Origin of the sequence: Oceanimonas doudoroffii (assembly GCF_002242685.1) — a bacterium.
Taxonomy (GTDB): Bacteria; Pseudomonadota; Gammaproteobacteria; order Enterobacterales; family Aeromonadaceae; genus Oceanimonas; species Oceanimonas doudoroffii.
The window spans coordinates 49,774-66,126 of record NZ_NBIM01000009.1 but is presented as its reverse complement, the minus strand read 5'-3'; the positions used below and the strand labels follow the sequence as shown (position 1 = coordinate 66,126).

Sequence of the window (16,353 nt, the reverse complement as noted above, 5' to 3'; positions counted from 1 at the left end):
TGAGCAGAGTTACCGGCTGGCCTCATCCACCAGGTAGAGAATGGACTCGTAGTTGATGCCGCTGTGGTGGCTCAGACCCAGTTCGCAGGTGCGGCTGTTACTCACCCCTCGCGTGCAGCCTGCCGGCACCTGGGCCTTGAGCGGCTTGAGCGCGGCGGCATTCAGTTCCGGAGTGGTAAAGCCCTTGTCGCCGGCAAAGCCACAGCACTCGATATGCTCCGGCACCACCACTTCCCGAGCGCAGCGCCGGGCCAGTGTCAGCATGGGCTCGGCGAGATCCATGCGCCGGCTGCTGCAGGTAATGTGCAGCATCACGGTGTCGTCCACCGGCTCGAGTGTCAGCCGGTCCATGGCGTGCTCCAGCACAAACTGCACCGGTTCAAATACCTTGAGCGGCAGATCCTGCGTTTCCTTGCTGCGCTTGGCGCAAGGGCTGGTGTCCATCAGCACCGGCCAGCGGCCCTGCTCGCTGGCCTGCCACAGGCGGGCTTCCAGCTCGGCGGCCTTGTCGTCGGCCTGTGCCATCATGCCCTTGCTCTGATAGGGCATGCCACAACACAGGTTGTTCAGATCAAAGGGCAGTATCACCTCAAAGCCGGCCTTTTTCAGCACCGCCAGGGTGACCTCGGTGAGGGAGCGCGCATCCCGGGCCCCCGGCGACTGACCCAGCACTCGGCTGGCGCATGAAGGAAAATACACCACCTTGTCGGGCCCGCTCCCGCCGGCTTCGGGACGGTGCGAGTTGGCCGCCGGGGTTTCCGGCAGCCACAGCGGCACCCGGTTCTTGCTCGCCTTGCGCAATCCGGCATTTAGTCGGGACAGGGTGCTTTCGCCCAGCAGCTTGCGCCCTGCGTGGGCGGTGTTCAGCCCCAGCGCCACGGCCCTGGTGGTGGCGGCGAAATGGCCGGCACTCCAGCGGGCGATGGGCTCGAACTTTTTATAGCGGGCGGTGCGAAGCTGACGCACCAGATCGCCGGTGTTAATGCCTACCGGGCAGCGCTGGGCGCACAGGCCGGTAGCGGCGCAGGTGTCCACTCCCTGGTAACGGAATACGGCGTCAAGTCGGTCTTCATTATGTTCACCCGCAGCCTGGCGGCGTTGCTGCTCGCGAAACAGCACAATGCGCTGGCGCGGGGTCAGGCTCAGATCCCGGGACGGGCACACCGCCTCGCAAAAGCCGCATTCAATGCATTTGTCGACGATCTCGTCGGCGGCGGGCAGGGGCTTGAGATCCTTGAGGTGGGCCTGGGCATCCTCATTGAGGATCACTCCGGGGTTGAGTAGGCCGTCCGGATCCAGCAGCGCCTTGATGCGTTGCATCAGGGCATAGCCTTCCCGGCCCCATTCCAGCTCTACATAGGGGGCCATATTGCGACCGGTGCCGTGCTCGGCCTTGAGCGAGCCGCCATAGTCGACCGCCACCAGCTTGGCGACGGCGTCCATAAAGCCACCATAACGGTCCAGTTCGGCCTGGTCGTCAAAGCCCTGGGTAAACACGAAGTGCAGGTTGCCGGCCAGGGCATGGCCAAAAATAATGGCTTCGTGATAGCCGAACCGCTCAAACAGCGCCGTTAGCTTTCTTACCGCCGTTGCCAGCTCTTCCACCGGAAAGGCCACATCCTCGATGATGACGGTGGTGCCGGTTTCACGTACCGCGCCCACCGCCGGGAACATGCCCTTGCGCATGGCCCAGAGGCTCGCGCAGATGGCCTTGTCCTGAGTAAAAGCCACCTCGTTGCGGCGTTCATAGGGGGTGACGGCGGTCATGGCCCGCTCGCACTTGTCCAGCAATTCGGCTTCGCTGGCGCCGTGCACTTCCACCAGTAGGGCGGCGGCTTCGGCGTCCAGTTCTCGCACAAAGCCGGGCATGCCGGGCTTGTCGGCAATAGAAGCCAGCGCCCGGCCGTCCATCAGCTCCACCGCGGCCACTTGTGTGCCGGCCAGGGCGGTCACCGCCCGGCAGGTGGTTTCGATATTCGCATAGACCAGCAGGCAGGAGGCCTTGAACGGGTGATCGGGCACGGTGTGGTAACTGACTTCGGCGATAAACCCCAGGGTGCCTTCCGAGCCGATCATCAGGTGAGCCAGCATGTCGATGGGATCGTCGAAGTCGATCAGGGCGTTGAGGCTGTAGCCGGTGGTGTTCTTCAGCCGGTACTTGTGCCGAATACGCTCGCTCAGCTCGGGGTTGGCCCTGACCTCGTCACTCAGTTGCCTGAGCCCGGCCAGCAGCTCGGGTTTTTGCTCGGCAAGGCGGGCTCTGCTGTCGGCGTCGCGAGTGTCGACCCGAGTGCCGTCGGCCAGCACCAAACTGAGTCCGTGCAGGGTGCGGTAGGAATTCTGGGCGGTGCCGCAGCACATGCCTGAAGCGTTGTTGGCGGCGATACCGCCTATTTTGCAGCTGTTGATGGAGGCGGGATCCGGGCCTATCTTGCGGCCAAAGGGCGCCAGATAGCGGTTGGCGTCGGCGCCGATCACGCCGGGTTGCAAGGCAATGCGGCGGCCATCATCCTCGATGCGGTGATGGCGCCAGTCATCGGTCAGGGTGATCAGCACCGAATCGGATACCGCCTGCCCCGACAAACTGGTGCCGGCGGCGCGAAAGGTGCAGTGAATCCGCTGCCGGCGGCAGGCCGCCAGCACCCTTACCACTTCATCGAGGTTGGCCAGGCGCAGCACCAGTTTGGGCAGCAGCCGGTAAAAGCTGGCGTCGGTACCAAAGGCCAGGCATAGCGACGGGTCGGTAATAATGCGCTCGGCCGGCAGGAATTCACCCAGCTCGTCGGCCAGGCGCTGGTAGCGAACCTCCATCACGCATCCTCCAGGATCAGTACCACCAACTCCTTGGGGCCATGGGCACCATAGGCCAGGGTTTGCTGAATGTCGGCGGTTTTGGACGGCCCCGACACCAGCAACAAATTGGTGGGCATGCCTCGGCCCCAGCCCTGTTCCGTCATCATGGCCGGCAGGTTGGCGTGCAGGGTGGAGGCCTTCAGAATGGCAATATGGCAAGGTGGCACCAGCGACAGGGTGCGTGGCTCCGCCGGCCCTGGCCACAGCACCAGGCTGCCGGTGGCGGCAATGGCGCCGTGGCAGCCGGTGATGCCGGCATCGACATGGTTGAACAGTTCGTCCTTCCACTGCTCCAGGGGCTGGTCAAAGCACAGCTGTTCGGCAGTGCCCTGCAGCGCCTGGGTGATCTCTTCAAAAAACTCGCCACCGGTGCCGGTGGCCAGCCGTTTGAGGCCGGCGCCGCTCACCCGTTCCCTGAGGGCGGCAACCAGTCCGGCGCGAGGCAGGCGCGTCACCTCGGCGTGATTCTGCTCCAGCAGTTCGGTCAGCCGGACCAGCATGTCTTCACGGTCGGTGCTGGTCCAGATCGGATAATCCGGGTTTTTGACCGGCAATGGCCGGGCGTTGACTCGACGCAGCCGGTCGAGAATGGCGGTACGTGCAGTCGACATTTATTTGTTCCTCTCGGCCATCAGCTCCCGCAGGGTTCTGGCGGCGGGTTTGGGGGCGGTGCGGCAGCGGGTCCAGGGGCCCAGTTTATTTGGAATCAGCCGGCGAAAGCGAGTGGCGCACCAGGTCAGCATGCGATACAGCACCGGCCGGCTGGTGATCAGGGCGAAGCTGCGCCATACAAAGGCCTCGGCGTTACTGGCCGCCGCCTTCTGGCCGCGCATCGGTGCGGTGCCAGGCTTGGGATCCTGCTTGGCTTCGTGGCGCAAGCGCTGCAGCAGCTCAGGAATGGGAATGCGTACCGGGCATACCTCACCGCAGGCACCGCACAGGCTGGAGGCGGTAGGCAGATCCTGAGTGGCCTCCAGGCCCATCAGGTGCGGCGAGATGATTTTGCCGATGGGGCCCGGATAAACGGTGCCGTAGGCGTGACCGCCGATGCGGGTGTACACCGGGCAATGGTTCATGCAGGCGCCACAGCGAATGCACTGCAGGGTCTTGCGCATTTCCTCGTCGGCAAAGGCCTGGCTGCGGCCGTTGTCGAGCAGTACCAGGTGCACCTCTTTCGGACCGTCGAGCTCGTTCTCCTTGCGCGGACCGCTGATCATGTTGAAGTAGGTGGTCACCAGTTGGCCGGTGGCGGAGCGGGTAAGCGCGCTGAACAGCGGCGGCACGTCGGCGAGGAATTCCACCACCTTTTCAATGCCGGTAATGGCGATATGCACCTCGGGCACAGTGGTGCACATGCGGCCGTTGCCCTCGTTTTCCACCAGGCACAGGGTGCCGGTCTCGGCCACGGCGAAGTTGACCCCGGACACCCCCACGTCGGCGGTGCGGTATTTTTCCCGCAGCACGTTCCTGCCGGTCTGGATCAGGGTGTCCACATCCAGGGTGTGCTGAAAGCCGGGCACGTGCTCGGTGAACAGCTCGGCCACCTGCCGTTTGTTCTTGTGAATGGCGGGCATGATGATGTGGGACGGCGTTTCCTGGCCGAGCTGGACGATGTATTCACCCATGTCGCTTTCCAGACAGGTAATGCCTTCCTTCTCCATGGCGTGATTGAGCTCGATCTCTTCGCTCACCATCGACTTGCCCTTGACCGCCAGGGTGCCGCCGTGGGACTGAATAATGTCGGTGAAAATGGCGTTGGCCTGGTCGGCATTTTCCGCCCAGTGCACGCGAATACCGTTGGCGATGCAGTTGCTTTCCAGTTGCTCCAGCAGTTCGGGCAGCTTGCTCAGGCAACGCTGGCGAATGGCCTCGGCCCGATCGCGAATGGTGCGCTCTTCGTCGGCGTCGGCAAAGGCGGTCTTGCGCTTGTCGCGCAGGTAGTCCATGGCGCCGCGAAAGTTGGCACGCAGTTCCGCATTGGCCAGGGCGGTTTCGGCCTGGGCGTGGAAGTGTTGGGGCCGGTTATGCATGTTTTTCCTCCAGCCGGCTCAGCAGAAAACTGGCCAGGTGCATGCCCCTGAGGGGCTGGCCCTGGTATTCCAGGGCGCCGTTGATATTGAGCAGGCAGCCCCAGTCGGCACTTATCAGTTGTTCGGCCCGGGTTTCGCACAGGTGCCGGGTCTTGTCCTGCACCATGGCTTCGCTGATTGCCGGATGGCGCACCGAGAAGGTGCCGCCAAAGCCGCAGCATTCGCTCTCGTAATCCTGCTCGCGCAGCTCCACTTGTTCGAGCTGGCCGAGCAACTGACGGGCGGTAACGTGCACATTCATCTCCCGGCGGGCGGCGCAGGAGGTGTGCAGCACCACGGACGTGGCCGGGCCCTTGTCTTCCAGCCGCAGGCGGCAGACATGCACCAGGAATTCGGTGAGTTCAAATACCCGATCACAGAATTCATTAACGCTTTGCTCGTGTTCACTGCCGGCGAACAGGCGGCGGTAGTGATGATGCATCATGCCACCGCAGGAGCCCGACAGCACAATCACGGGCCAGGGCTCGGGAAACAGCGCCATCTGGCTGAGCGCCGTGGTTCTGGCGTCGTCATCATAGCCGGAAGAGTAGGCGGGCTGGCCACAGCAGCTCTGCTTGGGCACATAGACAACCTCGACGCCGGTTCGCTCCAGCAGACGAATGGCGTCCAGCCCGCTGTCGGGTGAAAAGGTGTCTACCAGGCAGGTGGCGTAGACATACACCTTTTTCGGCATGGCCGGATAGATGCGAATCGTGGACAACATAAGGCAATTCCTTTCAGGGTTACAGCAGCGCCGCCGGCTCGCACCGGCGGCAGCATGGCATCAGGACAGTGACAGCAGCGGGTCGGACACGCCCAGGCCATAGATGGCGATCATGCCGATCAGGCCGAGGGCCACCAGGTAATAGAGGGTGGGCAGGGCGGTCTTGCGCAGGGTGGTACCTTCCCGGCCGAGCAGGCCGACGGTGGCCGAGGCCGCCACCACGTTGTGAATGGCGATCATGTTGCCGGCGGCGGCGCCCACCGCCTGCAGCGCCACCACCATGGCGGTGGATACTCCAAGGGTCTGAGCCACCTCAAACTGGAACTGGGAGAACATCATGTTCGACACCGTGTTGGAGCCGGCGATAAAGGCCCCAAGAGCACCGATCACGCCGCTGATGGCGGGGAAAAAGCCACCCACCAGATCCGAGGCCACCTTGGCGGTCATCACCGGCATACTGGCAATATCCGCCTCGTTCACCCCTGAGTTGATGAAGATGCGCACCATGGGCACGGTAAACATCAGCACAAAGCCGGCCCCGATCAGGGTCTTGGTCGACTCGTGAATGGCCGGGCCAAAGCTTTTGAGCGAGCGGGTCTGGCTCAGCACCGCCACCAGCGACACGAACACCAGAATGCCGCCGGGCAGATACAGGGGCTGAATACCGGCACTGATGCCTGCCTCGCCCAGCAGATTGCTGAAGGCGATGTTCCAGCCGGTCAGCAGCCCCTTGAAGCCATCATGGGTGCGGCTCAGCACCAGCAGCACCGGCAGCAGCAGATAGGGGAACCAGGCCAGGCCCAGGCTGATGGGTTTCTTTTTCAGGTCTTCGGTATGAATGACCAGGGAGCCCAACCACTCGGCGGGCCAGTCTTTTTCTTCCTGAAAATCAAAGCTGGTTTTGGGTACCAGAAAGCCTTTGCGAGCGGCGGTCACTACGATGGCCAGGCCCACCAGGCCACCCACCAGGGACGGAAACTCCGGACCCAGCAGGACGCCGGTCAGGGCATAGGGCACGGTAAAGGCCAGGCCGGCAAAGATGGCGAAGGGCAGAATTTCCAGGCCCTGTTTCCAGCTTCTGTCCTTGCCGAAGAAACGGGTCAGCATCATGCACATGAACAGCGGCATCAGAATGCCGATAATGGCATGGGTAATGGCCACGTTGCTGGTCACGGCCTGCAGGTAGGCCTCCCAGCCGGAGCCGGCCGTACTCAGGGTGTTGTCGATGGCGCCGTTATCGAGGCCGGTGGTCACGCCAACGATAATGGGCGTGCCCACGGCACCAAAGGAAACCGGCGTACTCTGAATCATCATGCCCATCAACACCGCCGCCAGGGCCGGAAAACCCAGCGCTACCATCAGCGGTGCGGCCACGGCGGCGGGGGTGCCGAAACCTGAAGCGCCTTCGATAAAGCAACCAAAACACCAGGCCACGATAATGGCCTGAATGCGGCGATCCGGGCTGATGGCGGTAAAGCCATTGCGAATGGTGGTGATGGCGCCGGTATGCTTCAGGGTGTTGAGCAGTAAAATGGCGCCGAAGATGATCCACAGCAGGGAGATGGAGATCACCAGTCCCTGCAGGGTCGAGGCCAACACACGCGTGCCGGTCATGTCCCAGGCCCAGAGGGCGATGATCACGGTGAGCAGAAAAGCCAGGGGCATGGCTCGTTTGGCCGGCCATTGCAGACCCACCAGCAGCACGGCGGCAAGCACTATGGGTGAAAAGGCCAGCAGCGCCAGCAGGGTTTCATTCAGCATGAGGTTGTCTTCCTTGTCGATTACGGGCAGTCATCACAGACATACAATAAAGGTAGGTTACGATTGCAGGCCGGATGTTAATCGAATGTAACCTTATCCATTCGCTTTTTGTGGATATATAGATTTAATGAAACTCATTGTTTCCAAAACTGGATAAATAATGCCGAGAACCGATGATCTCATTCTGTTTGCTCAGGTGATTGAGCTGGGTTCCTTCAGCAAGGCGGCCGAGGCCCACGGCCTGACCAACTCGGTGGTGAGCAAGCGCATTGCCCGGCTGGAGGAAGAGCTGGGCAGTACCCTGATCCACCGCACCACACGGCGCCTGGCCTTGAGTGAGGCGGGCCAGGTGTTGTATCAGCGGGCCCGGCTGGTGGCCCAGTCGGCACAGGAAGCGTTTGACGCCGTTACCGGCTACAGCCAGGCGCTGCAGGGGCACATTCGCATGTCGGTGCCGACCATTTCCGGCGAGCTGCTGCTGGCGGAGGCGGTGGCCGAATTTTGTGATCTGCATTCGGCCATCAGCATCGACATGTCGCTGGAAAATCGCTTTGTCGACCCGGTGGGGGAAGGCTATGACCTGGTGATTCGCACCGGTCACCTGGATGACTCCAACCTGATCGCCCGCCATATTCTGGACTCGCGCTGGCTTATCTGCGCCGCCCCCAGTTACCTCAGCCGGCACGGCAAGCCGCAGCAGCCCAATGATCTGCTGCAGCACAACTGCCTGATTTACAGCTATCAGGAGAGTGGCGCCCGGGACTGGCTGTTCAGCCGTCACGGCGAGATATATTCACTGCGGGTGAGCGGCAACTTTTCCACCGACAACGCCGCTGCCCTGCGCAAGGCCGCCCTGGCCGGGTACGGCCTGGCCTATGTGCCCCGCTGCCTGGTCTATCCGGATCTGCAGGCGGGCAAACTGGTTGAGGTGCTGCCCAACCGGGTGGGCAAGGTGCTTGGCATTTACGCGGTGTATCCCTACAACCGGCAACCTCCCCGCAAGATAAAGCTGCTGATCGAACATATTCGCTCCCGTTACATGGACATTCATCACTATTTCGAGTGATCGGCGCCGGCCGGCCGTTCAGGGCTCCGGATCGAGCAGTTCAATCCAGTGTCTTACCGGCACGGGTGCCCGGCTGGCCAGGTGCAACTGGCAGCCGATATTGGCGGTGACGATCTGCTCGGGGTTGCCCGCGGTCAGCGCCGCCAGCTTGTTGCTCAGCAGTCGCTGGCTCAGTTCGGGTTGCAGGAGCGAATAGGTGCCCGCCGAGCCACAGCAGAGGTGCCCATCCTGGACCGGGGTCAGTTCCACGCCGGCCTTGCGCAAAATGGCTTCCACCCGACCGCTCAACCCGAGGGCATGTTGCAGGGTGCAGGGGCAATGCACCGCGGTTTTGCGCCCCTTGCCGGCCGGTTGCAGCCGGCCCAGATCTTCATTTGCCAGCACCTCGCTCAGATCCCGGGCCAGGGCGCTGACCCGTCTGGCCTTGTCGGCATAGGCCGGATCACCGGCCAGCCGGTCGCCGTATTCCTTTACCATGGCGCCACAGCCGGAGGCGCTGATCACGATGGCCTCGGCGCCGGCTTGTATATGGGGCCACCAGGCATCGATATTGCGGCGCATAAAGTCGAGGCCTTCCTCATGGGCCGACAGGTGGTAGCTGACCGCGCCGCAGCACCCCGCCTCGGGCGCCGGCACCAGGCCGATGCCCAGCCGGCCCAGCACTCGGGCGGCAACGGCATTGGTATTGGGGGTGGCGGCGGCCTGGGCACAACCCGCCAGCGCCAGCATGACCCTGGAATGGCGAGAGGCAGGCCAGCGTCGTGCCGGTTGCGCCAGAGGCACCTTGGCCGCCAGCGCCGTCGGCAGCAGCGGCCGGGCCATGCGACCCAGCACCAGCAGGGGGCGCAGCCGGCTCGAATAGGGCAGCACGCGGCGCAACAGCCAGCGCAGCAGGCGCTGGCCCGGCGTGCGGGGCAGCTGCCGCTCCATGATGCCCCGGCCGATATCGGCCAAGCGGCCATAGCGCACGCCGGAAGGGCAGGTGGTTTCACAACTGCGGCAGGTCAGGCAGCGATCCAGGTGGGTTTGGGACTTTTGACTGACGTCGCCACCTTCCAGCAGCTGCTTGATAAGGTAGATGCGCCCGCGGGGCCCGTCCCGCTCGTCGCCCAGCTCCTGATAGGTGGGGCAGGTGGCGGTACAAAAGCCGCAGTGCACGCAGCTGCGCAGAATGGCGTCGGCCTCTGCAACATCGGGGTGATCCAGGTATTTCACATCAATACTGGTTTTCATGATGTTTCCCTCTACAGCCAGCCATACAGGCGGCCCGGATTGAAAATGCCCTGAGGGTCCAGCGCCGCCTTGAGCCGGCGCTGCAGTTGCTGCATGGGTACCGGCAAGGAGTGCAGCACCTCGCCCAGCCTGTTACCGCCCCGGTACAGGGAGACCTGGCCGCCCGCGGCATCGGCCAGGGCCTCCAGCTTCACTCGCTCGAATTCCCCCCGAAGCCAGCGTTGGCTGCCGCCCCAGTCGAGCAGCCAGGGGGCGTCGGGCAGGGCATGGGCCGCCGTCGGCTTCACCGAAAAGCGCCACAGCGGGGCCTCGCCGGCAAAGAAGGCCAGTTGCTGCTCGCGCAGTTGTTGCCAGAAGGCCTCGCCGTCTTCCATGATGTCGCCCGGCCATGTGCGGGCCGTGCCCTCGACCGCACTGGCGGCGCCGGACAGCCGCAGGTAAAGGTGATGGTCCAGCCAGCAGGCGGCGGTAAGCGGTTTGGGCTGGCCCGCCAGCCGGTTCATCTCGGCCAGGGCGGTGTCGGCGTCCATTTCCCGCACCAGGGTCAGGGTGCGGTCGGGCACCGGCATGACCTTGAGGCTGAGTTCGGTGATCACCCCCAGGGTGCCCATGGCGCCGGCCTGCAGCCGGGACACATCGTAGCCGGCCACGTTCTTCATGACCTGGCCGCCGAAACGCAGGTGTTCGCCCCGGCCATTGATCAACTTAAGCCCCAGCAGGTGATCGCGAATCGAGCCGGTCCAGGGCCGGCCCGGCCCCGACAGGTGGCAGGCCAGGGTGCCTCCCAGGGTGGCCTGGCCGCCGAACAGCGGCGGATCACAGGCCAGCATCTGCCCTTGCTCCGCCAGGGTGGCCTGAATGTCGGTGAGCGGCGTGCCGGCCCTGGCGGTGAGCACCAGCTCCACCGGCTGGTAGCCGATGATGCCGCTGTGGCCGGCCAGGCGCAGCGGCTCGCCTTTCGCCTGCCGGCCCATAAAGGGCTTGCTGTTGCCACCCCTAAGGTTGAGTTGAGTGCCCTCGGCCAGTGCCTGGCGTACCTGCTCAAGCAGGCTGTTGGTCAGATCTGCCATCAGTGCTCCTCCCTGTGGTCGAGGCTGCGGTATTCCTGGCAATGCCTGAGCAGGGGAATGCCCTTGCCGGGGTTGAGGGTGCCGAGCGCATCAAAGGCTGCCTTAATGGCGTGAAACTGGGCCAGCTCCTGGTCGCTGAACTGCACTCGCATCTGCCGAATCTTTTCGATGCCAACACCGTGTTCGCCGGTGATGCAGCCACCTACCGCCACGCACAGCTCCAGGATTTTGCCGCCGAACTCTTCGGTCTTCTCGAATTCGCCGGGCACGTTGGCATCGAACAAAATCAGCGGGTGCAGGTTGCCGTCGCCGGCGTGAAACACGTTGGCCACCCGCAGGCCGTAATGCGCCGACATTCGCTGCATCTCGGTCAGCACCTCGGCCAGCCGGCCGCGAGGAATGGTGCCGTCCATGCAGTAGTAGTCGGGAGAGATGCGGCCCACGGCGGGAAAGGCCGACTTGCGGCCCTTCCACAGCAGCATTCGCTCGGCCTCACTCTGGGACACGCGAATATGGCTGGCGCCCTGTTGCTGAAAGATGGCTTCAACCCGCGCAATGTATTCCTCCACTTCTTCCGCGGTGCCGTCCAGCTCGCACAGCAGCAGGGCCTGGGCGTCGGTGGGGTAGCCGGCCCGCGCAAAGGCCTCGGCGGCCACAATGGCGTGGCTGTCCATCATTTCCAGCCCGGCAGGAATGATGCCCTCGGCGATCACCGCCCCCACGGCGTCGCCGGCCTGTTGTACCTGATCAAAACCGGCCAGCACCACGCGGGCCTGTTCCGGCAGTGGCAACAACCGCACCGTGACTTCGGTAATGATGCCGAGCAGACCTTCGGAGCCGGTGATCAGCGCCAGCAGATCCGGCCCCTGGCTGTCGAGGCCGTCGCAGCCCAGGGTCAGCTTGTCGCCTTCCACCGTGAGCAGTTCCACCTTTTGCAGGTTGTGCACCGTGAGGCCGTACTTGAGGCAGTGCACGCCGCCGGAATTCTCCGCCACATTGCCGCCTATGGTGCAGGCGATCTGGGATGAGGGGTCGGGTCCGTAGTAGAGGCCGTAAGGGGCGGCCGCCTCGCTGATGGCCAGGTTGCGCACTCCGGGCTGGAGCCGGGCGGTGCGCGCCAGCGGGTCTATGTCGAGAATATGCTTGAAGCGGGCCATCGACAGCAGTACGCCCTCTGCACTGGGCATGGCGCCGGCGCACAGGCCGGTGCCTGCGCCCCGGGCCACCACCGGCACGCGGTGCTGGTGGCACAGTCGCAGCACGTGCTGTACCTGCTCCACCGTGCCCGGCAACACCACCAGCAGAGGCAGTTCGCAATACATGGACAGGCCATCGCACTCGTAGGGCCTTTGGGTTTCGGCGTCGGCTATCACGTATTCCGGCTCGATAAAGGTGCGAAAGGCCTGAGCCAGACGATCGCGCAACGCCGCTTGAGGGCTGATCATGGATTTCTCCTTGCTGCAATGGGGTCATGGCGAAGCCCGCCATTGGTGCCGTCACCCTGTCAGCATGGCCCGCCGACGATGCCGCAGCCACGGCTATTTCAACTGGTAACACCAGTTTTTACGCCGACGGTTGTTTCACGTTTGTTGCAATACTTTGTATAAAAAGGAGTATTTTGTCTGAGGGAGATTCATTGCGGAGGAATTCAAGGTGGTACAACCCATAGTGTCCGGCCCGGAATCGCTCTCCAGTGCCATCGCCCGCCGACTGGAGCAGATGATCCTTGATGGCACCCTGCTGCCCCGGCAAAAAATACCGTCGGAACGGCAGCTGTCGACCCGCATGGGCGCCTCGCGCACCATAGTGCGCGAGGCGCTGAAGGAGCTGCGTGGTCGAGGGCTGATTGAAACGCGACACGGGCAGGGTTCTGTGGTGGCCGGCCTGGTGCCGGTGGCACCGGCCGACGATCCCCTGAGTGGTCTGTGCCGGGAGCATGGCCGCACCCTGTTTGATCTGCTGGAGGTGCGCGAGCTGCTGGAAGGCCAGGCCGCCTGGCTGGCCGCCAGCCGGGGCAGCGAGCGGGACTTTCACCGCATTACCCATGCCTTTCAGGCCCTGGCCCAGGCGCCTTCCGATGCCATGGCCGCGGCCCGGCTCGATCACCGCTTTCATCAGGCTATCTGCGAGGCTTCCCATAACCCGGTACTGGTGCATACCCTGCAGGGCCTGATGCAGCAGATGCTGAATACCGTGCTGGCCTCGGTTACCCATCTCTATCACCGTGCGCCCTGCAAGGAGGAAATCGACCGCCACCACCGGCGAATCTACCTGGCGGTAACCGGTCGGCGTGCCGAGCGGGCGCGCAACGCCGCCACCGCCCATATTCGCCATATTCGCGAACGTTTGCTGGAGGTACAGTGGCAGGAGCGGCAGCCGGAGTACACAGGCCATGGCGGGCGGCTGTCGAGTGAGGCCAAGTAGGGGGCGCTTGACCCGGTGGGAAGGTCTGTGGTTTGTTGTGGGCCTGTATTTGCTTTCCCACGGTGCCGGCCCGACATCAGTGCGCCGGTTATTCGATGAGGTTGTTTCATGATTAAAACCGCCGTGATCGGCTACGGCCAGTCGGCCAGCATTTACCACCTTCCCTTTATCGACAGCCTGCCGGAGTTCGAGCTGGTGGCCATTCACAGCTCTCGGCCGGAACGGGTGCAACGGGACTGGCCCGATGTGCCGGTCTATACCGACGTGGACGAAATGCTGCGGGAGTCCGGTGCCCGCCTGGTGGTGATCACCGCCCCCAACGAGGTGCACTACGAGCTGGGGCGCAAGGCCCTGACCATGGGGCTGCATGTGGTGATGGAGAATCCGGCGGTCACCCAGCTGCACCAGGGCAGTGAGCTGATGCGCCTGGCCGACACCAGCCGGCTGTGCCTGATCCCCTTTCACAACCGCCGCTGGGACAGCGACTTTCTCACCATTCGGCGGTTGCTGGCCGAGGGCAAGGTGGGGCCGGTGCACAATTTTGAGTCGCACTTCGATCGTTTTCGCCCCACGCCCGAGGGCCAGGAAGATCAGCCCGGCGCGGGAGCCGGATCCTGGTTCGATCTGGGCGGTCACCTGGTGGATCAGACCCTGGAGCTGTTTGGCAAGCCGCTGGCAGTGACCGGCCGCTGCCTGCCGCAGCGGCCAGGCTCAAATGTGACCGATTATTTTCATGTGCAGCTGCATTATGCCGACAAGGAAGTGGTGCTGCATTCCAGCTCCTACCATCCGGGGCCGACCCTGCGCTTCAAGCTGCAGGGCGAGCGGGGCTGCTACATCAAGCTAGGGTTTGATCCCCAGGAAGAGCGGCTGCGGGACGGCATAGTGCCCGGCTCCCCCTATCTGGCCAAGGAGGCCGAGAGCGATTACGGCGTGTTTTATTCCGACGGCGAACCTGAGGTGATCGTGTCCGAGGTGGGCGGCTACCGCCATTTCTATGAAGACACCGCCAAGGCCATTCGCGGCGAGGGCCCGCTGCCGGTCACCATGCGTGACGCGCTCAACGGGCTCAATATCATCAGCCTGGCGGAAAAGAGCAGCCGGGAAGGGCGCACCCTGCCGGTGCCCGACGTTAATTACTGAGCCGGCTGGCGCCCCGGCCAGCGCAGCCGACCAAGGGCGGTCAGGTGCAGGGCGTAGCGCAGGGTTACATAGGCCACCATCAGGGTGGCCACCATCAACTCCAGCCGGGCCAGGCCTTCCAGCCGCGCCAGGGTGGTGGCATCCAGTCCCAGGCCGGCGGCCAGCGCCGCTACCTTGAACAGGGCGGTGGCACCGATCACCAGTGGAAAGGTGAAGGCGGCGTAGCCGGGGCTGAACGGCAGCCGCAGCAGGTGCAGCAGCGCCAGGTAGATCAAGGCCGTCATCAGCACTGCCACCCCCAGCAAAATGGCCACCAGCAGCGGATCCGGCTGTTCTGTCACGGTCAGGTAACCGGCCAGCGACAGACTGGCCGGTGCCGCCAGAATGGCGATGGTGGGCTTGGCAGCGTCCGGCACCGCGGTGCAGAAAATCAGCCGGTACAGCATCAGCGGCAGCAACAGGCCATAACACCCCAGACCAAACCACATCAGCCCCTGTGCCAGTGGTGCCAGCTCACCCCCCGGGCTGGCCACGGCGGCCACGATGATGCCCACCGGCGGCACAAACCAGCTCGGCACCATGTGGTGCAGACGAAAGGCCCGCAGCCGATGCCAGGCAAAGGCCAGCAAAAACACCCCGTGCAGCCCGGTGGCCAGCAACCACAGCAGTTCCCGGGCGGCGCCTGTCAGGGCGGCGGAGACCACCATGGTGGCCATGGCAAAGGTGGGCACCACGCTGCCCACCACCGGATGGGCCAGGTCTTCCGCCAGCAAGCGCGGGTGCAGCACAAATTTGGCGGTGAGGATCAGCAGCAGCACGGCGGCCAGGGCGGCGCCCAGCGCCTGCCCCTGGCCGGCAAACAGGCCGGTGTTTTCCCAGCACCAGCCGAGGCTGGCAATGCCCAGGGCCAGCCCGGCCATGGGCGTGGGGGCGGCGGCGAGACGATGACGAGTGGTGATCAGCATAATGGCGCTCCTCAGTGACTGCCGCCATCATAGAAAAGCCATGACATTCATGATATCCAAATGATTTAAAGCTAGCGTTTGGAAAAACTAAATGATCACCCTGAAACAACTGCAAGTGTTTGCCAGCATTGCCCGTCATGGCAACCTGGGCCTGGCGGCGGACGAAATCTGCCTGAGCCGGGGCGCGGTGTCCCAGTCTCTGAGTGAGCTGGAGCGGCGCTTGGGCAGTCCCTTGTTCGATCGGGTACACCCCAGGCTGCAACTCAATGATCAGGGCCGCCGGCTGCAACCCCTGGCGGAAGAGGTGCTGGGCCGGGTGGAGGAGATTGAGCGCCAGTTCGAGCAGGGTGGCGAGCTCACCGGCAGCCTGCGGCTGGGCGCCAGCCAGACCATAGGCAATTATCTGCTGCCGGCGCTGCTGGCGCGCCAGCCCTGGCTGCAGGCCGCAGTCACCATTACCAACACCCAAACCCTGTGCGACATGGTGGCGCGCTTTGAACTGGACATGGCGCTGATCGAGGGGGAAAACCGCCATGCCGAGCTGGAAACCCGGGACTGGCTGACCGACGACATGTTGATCGTGGCCGCCCCAACGCATCCACTGGCGGGGCAGTCCTGCCTGACGCCGGCCTGCCTGAGGGGCTGCGACTGGGTATTGCGTGAAGCCCGTTCCGGTAGCCGGGAGCAGTTTGACCGCCAGCTGGCTCCCCATCTCGCCGATCTGGGCCGCGTGCTGGAGCTGAATACACCGGAAGCGGTGATGCAGGCGGTGGAGCAGGGGTTGGGGCTGGCGCTGATCTCCCGGCTGGCGGCGGCGAACCGGCTGGCGCAGGGGCGGCTGGCGGTGATCGATGTGGGCCTCCGTCTGCCGCGCACCCTCGCCCTGGTGTGGCACCGGCAAAAGTACCACTCCGCGCTGCTGCACCGTTTTGTGGAGATCTGCCGGGAACAGGCCGGCCTGTGAAAATTATTTGAAAACGATTCTCATTCGTTTAGTGTGGTCGAGTAGGCCTGGCCGGAACCTGATTCAGGCACCATCATAAAT

The 16,353-nt window shown here is 63.8% G+C and carries 13 protein-coding genes; 4 read left to right on the top strand and 9 right to left on the bottom strand.

The window, feature by feature from the left end; genetic code table 11:
- Positions 1-9 precede the first annotated feature (9 nt).
- The 5 genes from B6S08_RS16830 to B6S08_RS16810 all read right to left on the bottom strand — a co-directional run bounded on the left by B6S08_RS16830 (position 10) and on the right by B6S08_RS16810 (position 7,407).
- Complete coding sequence (locus tag B6S08_RS16830) at positions 10-2,811, bottom strand: FAD-binding and (Fe-S)-binding domain-containing protein (RefSeq protein ID WP_094201972.1); 2,802 nt, start codon at positions 2,809-2,811, stop codon at positions 10-12.
- Positions 2,811-3,464: a LutC/YkgG family protein gene (locus B6S08_RS16825; RefSeq protein WP_094201971.1), complete on the bottom strand. Its 654-nt coding sequence runs from the start codon at positions 3,462-3,464 to the stop codon at positions 2,811-2,813. Before B6S08_RS16825 ends, B6S08_RS16830 begins: the two co-directional genes overlap by 1 nt.
- A complete protein-coding gene (locus B6S08_RS16820) occupies positions 3,465-4,883 on the bottom strand; it encodes a LutB/LldF family L-lactate oxidation iron-sulfur protein (RefSeq protein WP_094201970.1) in 1,419 nt (472 codons plus the stop codon).
- Positions 4,876-5,643 carry a (Fe-S)-binding protein gene (locus tag B6S08_RS16815; RefSeq protein WP_206063769.1) on the bottom strand — a complete coding sequence of 256 codons (768 nt, stop codon included), beginning with the start codon at positions 5,641-5,643 and terminating at the stop codon, positions 4,876-4,878. Before B6S08_RS16815 ends, B6S08_RS16820 begins: the two co-directional genes overlap by 8 nt.
- Positions 5,644-5,706: 63 nt before the next feature.
- Complete coding sequence (locus tag B6S08_RS16810; RefSeq protein ID WP_245849889.1) at positions 5,707-7,407, bottom strand: L-lactate permease; 1,701 nt, start codon at positions 7,405-7,407, stop codon at positions 5,707-5,709.
- Between the two features lie 160 nt (positions 7,408-7,567).
- Here B6S08_RS16810 and B6S08_RS16805 point away from each other — a divergent pair, with 160 nt between their 5' ends.
- Positions 7,568-8,473, top strand: coding sequence for a LysR family transcriptional regulator (locus B6S08_RS16805; protein WP_165662648.1), 906 nt, complete (start codon positions 7,568-7,570; stop codon positions 8,471-8,473).
- 18 nt (positions 8,474-8,491) lie between these two features.
- Here B6S08_RS16805 and glcF read toward each other — a convergent pair whose 3' ends face one another.
- The 3 genes from glcF to B6S08_RS16790 are packed head-to-tail and all read right to left on the bottom strand — an operon-like array spanning position 8,492 to position 12,221.
- Complete coding sequence (glcF, locus tag B6S08_RS16800) at positions 8,492-9,706, bottom strand: glycolate oxidase subunit GlcF (protein WP_094201967.1); 1,215 nt, start codon at positions 9,704-9,706, stop codon at positions 8,492-8,494.
- 11 nt (positions 9,707-9,717) lie between these two features.
- A complete protein-coding gene (glcE, locus tag B6S08_RS16795) occupies positions 9,718-10,776 on the bottom strand; it encodes a glycolate oxidase subunit GlcE (RefSeq protein WP_094201966.1) in 1,059 nt (352 codons plus the stop codon).
- A complete protein-coding gene (locus B6S08_RS16790) occupies positions 10,776-12,221 on the bottom strand; it encodes an FAD-linked oxidase C-terminal domain-containing protein (protein ID WP_094201965.1) in 1,446 nt (481 codons plus the stop codon). Before B6S08_RS16790 ends, glcE begins: the two co-directional genes overlap by 1 nt.
- A gap of 208 nt (positions 12,222-12,429) precedes the next feature.
- Between B6S08_RS16790 and B6S08_RS16785 the strand changes: the two genes are divergently transcribed.
- A complete protein-coding gene (locus B6S08_RS16785) occupies positions 12,430-13,200 on the top strand; it encodes an FCD domain-containing protein (RefSeq protein WP_211284259.1) in 771 nt (256 codons plus the stop codon).
- 108 nt (positions 13,201-13,308) lie between these two features.
- Entirely contained in the window at positions 13,309-14,343 is a 1,035-nt protein-coding gene (locus B6S08_RS16780) for a Gfo/Idh/MocA family oxidoreductase (protein ID WP_094201964.1), read from the top strand.
- Here B6S08_RS16780 and B6S08_RS16775 read toward each other — a convergent pair.
- Entirely contained in the window at positions 14,337-15,308 is a 972-nt protein-coding gene (locus tag B6S08_RS16775; protein WP_094201963.1) for a TDT family transporter, read from the bottom strand. The two genes, B6S08_RS16780 and B6S08_RS16775, sit on opposite strands and share 7 nt — an antisense overlap.
- Positions 15,309-15,399: 91 nt before the next feature.
- Here B6S08_RS16775 and B6S08_RS16770 point away from each other — a divergent pair, with 91 nt between their 5' ends.
- Positions 15,400-16,272: a LysR substrate-binding domain-containing protein gene (locus B6S08_RS16770; RefSeq protein ID WP_094201962.1), complete on the top strand. Its 873-nt coding sequence runs from the start codon at positions 15,400-15,402 to the stop codon at positions 16,270-16,272.
- Positions 16,273-16,353 lie beyond the last annotated feature (81 nt).

Bases quoted from the DNA above. Each gene is read 5' to 3' on its own strand.
- B6S08_RS16790 (WP_094201965.1), bottom strand. From the start codon at position 12,221: ATGATCAGCCCTCAAGCGGCGTTGCGCGATCGTCTGGCTCAGGCCTTT.
- glcF (WP_094201967.1), bottom strand. From the start codon at position 9,706: ATGAAAACCAGTATTGATGTGAAATACCTGGATCACCCCGATGTTGCA.
- B6S08_RS16805 (WP_165662648.1), top strand. From the start codon at position 7,568: ATGCCGAGAACCGATGATCTCATTCTGTTTGCTCAGGTGATTGAGCTG.
- B6S08_RS16810 (WP_245849889.1), bottom strand. From the start codon at position 7,407: ATGCTGAATGAAACCCTGCTGGCGCTGCTGGCCTTTTCACCCATAGTG.
- B6S08_RS16825 (WP_094201971.1), bottom strand. From the start codon at position 3,464: ATGTCGACTGCACGTACCGCCATTCTCGACCGGCTGCGTCGAGTCAAC.
- B6S08_RS16775 (WP_094201963.1), bottom strand. From the start codon at position 15,308: ATGCTGATCACCACTCGTCATCGTCTCGCCGCCGCCCCCACGCCCATG.
- B6S08_RS16830 (WP_094201972.1), bottom strand. From the start codon at position 2,811: ATGGAGGTTCGCTACCAGCGCCTGGCCGACGAGCTGGGTGAATTCCTG.
- glcE (WP_094201966.1), bottom strand. From the start codon at position 10,776: ATGGCAGATCTGACCAACAGCCTGCTTGAGCAGGTACGCCAGGCACTG.
- B6S08_RS16820 (WP_094201970.1), bottom strand. From the start codon at position 4,883: ATGCATAACCGGCCCCAACACTTCCACGCCCAGGCCGAAACCGCCCTG.
- B6S08_RS16770 (WP_094201962.1), top strand. From the start codon at position 15,400: ATGATCACCCTGAAACAACTGCAAGTGTTTGCCAGCATTGCCCGTCAT.
- B6S08_RS16780 (WP_094201964.1), top strand. From the start codon at position 13,309: ATGATTAAAACCGCCGTGATCGGCTACGGCCAGTCGGCCAGCATTTAC.